Annotated in this window: 1 protein-coding gene and 1 pseudogene; both read right to left on the bottom strand. The window is 55.6% G+C overall.

What is annotated here, in order from left to right; genetic code table 11:
• Positions 1–244: pseudogene (locus ASD82_RS00040) on the bottom strand (hypothetical protein); the annotation flags it as partial.
• 132 nt (positions 245–376) lie between these two features.
• Positions 377–2,632, bottom strand: a complete 2,256-nt coding sequence (locus tag ASD82_RS00035) for a restriction endonuclease (RefSeq protein WP_056713588.1) — start codon at positions 2,630–2,632, stop codon at positions 377–379.
• Positions 2,633–2,916 lie beyond the last annotated feature (284 nt).

The raw sequence follows: 2,916 nt of genomic DNA, 5'->3' as shown, positions 1-2,916 counted from the left end.
GCGCCGTGTCCTGCAGCGTCCGCAAGCTCCCCGGCACCAGCGCGTTCCGCGCCTCACCATACAACTTCACATTGGCAATCTGCGCCCCCTTCTCCTCAGGGGTAGACCGAATCAACTCGATCTCGGTAGCAATCTCCCCGCCATGATCCTTCGGCAGGAACGTATTCACGCCAATCAACGGCAACGAGCCATCATGCTTCTTGTGCTCGTAATACATCGACTCTTCCTGGATCTTGCCGCGCTGGCAGAAACTGGGGTCAGAGTCGACTTTTACACCAACGTCGCCCATTTAAAGTGCACTCTGACCCCTGTTTCCGACCCCTGTTTCCGGATCGATCCAAGCTGACCCCGCGCTTTCTCACGTGCTTTCTCGTGGCTACTCCCGACCACTCCGGTCAAAATAGTCGATGATCGCCTCGTTACCGTTGACGGCCTGCCCGCTCGAGTCCGAATCATCCCAGCGATCCGACGCAGAGCTAACGTTGTCGTTGATGATGTCGACCACATTAATTCGAGAGACGAAGTCCTCAACCTCCTCTTCCGCGAGAGGGAACCCCAATTCTTCGAAGAATTCTTCGATGCGTATCCGCGCATCTTGCCGGGCCAAACTAGCGTCACCCTCATACATGTATTCGTCTAGTACGGCGGACTCAACGATGAATTCCTGAGCATACCCAAACACCGCCGTGACAAGTGCTTCTCGCAAGCGAAGCTCCGCTCCTTCTGCGCCGTTTTCTTCTAACCACAATGCACAACGACGCAGCGGCTTTAGAAGCTCCGCCTCCAGGGGGCACGCTTCAATCTCCTCAAGGATTCCTTCGAATCGCCTAGCGGAATCCTGCACCGCCCCCATCGTCAACGCCGCCGCAAATATGCGCACACGCGGGGCGCTCTCACATACAGAGCCCAAAGGGAACGAATTCGCGACCAGCCCGACAAACGCGGCGTCAGCATTCGCTTCACCCTTCTTGGCGAACAGATCAGCTATCCGGACCGATAAGTCACCTCCGACCTCGCCCTGCGCCGTCACGTCCGCCGCTACGGACCGAAGCGCTTCCGCAACCCTCCCAGCGCTGAGATAGCCAGCTTCGGCTAGTGAAGCGAGATAGTTCACCGAATCGACAGTCTGCAAAGCGCGGGTGATTTCCGGCGCACGTGAAAGTACGGCGGCGTCTTTCAAAACGAAATCGGCGATTGAGGGATTGAACAGTTCGCATTTTGCCTCGGCAGAGCTGGCAATCGTTCTCGTTATGACTGACCCTGCAGCAAGTCGCAGCGCGTCGCGGAATCGAACTGCAAACTGGACCGGGTTGTCAATACCCGATCGATTGAGTCGCGCAAATGCCGCTTCTAGGGCTGTTTCGTTAATCGGCTTGCCATTGAAAGCAACAAGCACGGCAAGGTCACGGGTATCCGAACTAAGCTGCCGCTCGAAGACATGACGCCAAATGGCTTCTGGATTGTCTAGCGTTGCCGTGACATGCGTCCAAAACTCATGTGGCGCCACGTCTACGATCCGCTCTGGATCAGTGATGAACGCTATGAGTCGAGGATTGAAGTTCGCGTGATCTATGACGTCGAGATACCGGTGTTTCTCATACAGCTCCTCAATCGCCCATTCCGGTAAACCACTATTCCAAATGTGCGAGTAGAGGATCATCCCCTTCTCGAGACGCGAAAGCGCTCCGACCGTCAGCTCGAACTCTCTCTTCCCAATGTTCTCGATACGAAACAACTCGGAAAGCAGCTTGCCACGATCCAAAATGTGTGTCCGAGACGTAAGAACGAAACGCTTATTCTCGTTTCTCAGGACCCTCCGGATAAACGCCAGGACATGCGAATCCTTGTTGTCGGTGAAAACCTCCAAGAAATTCCGTCCTAGAAAGTCGTCGAAATAGAATATTTGCTTTTCGTCAGGGTCGATCAGTACGCCTTCGGCCTCGCTCAAATCGGATTGGATCTCTACGAACTGGTAGCCGTCTCCGATAGATTCCATCACCAGATGCTGAGCGAGCGTTGTCTTACCAATGCCGGGCTCGCCCTTAATTATCAGAACTCTTGCGTTGGCGAGCTGCTTGCGTGCCCTTCTGCAGTCCTCTGTCTCTACAAACTTCGCGAGTGCGTGGCGAATGTCGTCGACCGAGTCCGCGCTTCGGCCTAAGACACTATGGTTCAGCAGCGTCACCAGCACGCTGCTACTGGCGAGCCACAGCTTGTAATGCTTGCGCTCGACAGCCTTGTGGGTCGATATGAGGCGCTGCAGGTCTTCATAGCCCAGAACGTCGTCTGGCGAGACGACATAGGGCAAGAATGCCTGGGCGATGGCGTCCTTATTCTTCCTCGACAGAGGGAGACTGCACACAAAAATGTATCGTAAAGGGTTTAGCGCAATTACTTTTGCATTTTCTTCGGACGATATTTTTCGAATGAGAGCAGCGACGTTTGATCGCGGCCAATGTTTACATTGGACAATTACCTCGTTCCCGGGCGACGCAAACCAGCGCGCGTCAACCCCAGCGTCTCTGCCAGGCTTGAAGCGCTCGACGGGTGCATCGATCTCGGCGGCGAGGAGGTCTGCGACTAAGACCTCAAACTCCTTGTCATTGAGAACCGTAAGGTCATATTCGCGCATCAGCTAGATCATCCTGTCGTCGGAGTCGAGGGGCGGCATGGATGAGAAACGGCGGTGAAGTCAGCCCACTAGCGGCGCTATTGCCCCACGGGAACTGTTCAAGCCGACGCTGCTCACATATTTCTCCGATACTCCCCCCCAACTTCGTAAAGCGCATGGCTAATCTGCCCCAACGAGTTGTACTTCACCGCCTCCATCAACCGCTCGAACACATTCCCCCTCTCCCGCGCCGTGTCCTGCAGCGTCCGCAAGCTCCCCGGCACCAGCGCGTTCCGCGCCTCACC

It is taken from the genome of Rhodanobacter sp. Root179, from assembly GCF_001428465.1.
GTDB lineage: Bacteria > Pseudomonadota > Gammaproteobacteria > Xanthomonadales > Rhodanobacteraceae > Rhodanobacter.
Note: the sequence above shows the minus strand (reverse complement) of the source record. Positions and strands in the feature narration are given on the sequence as shown.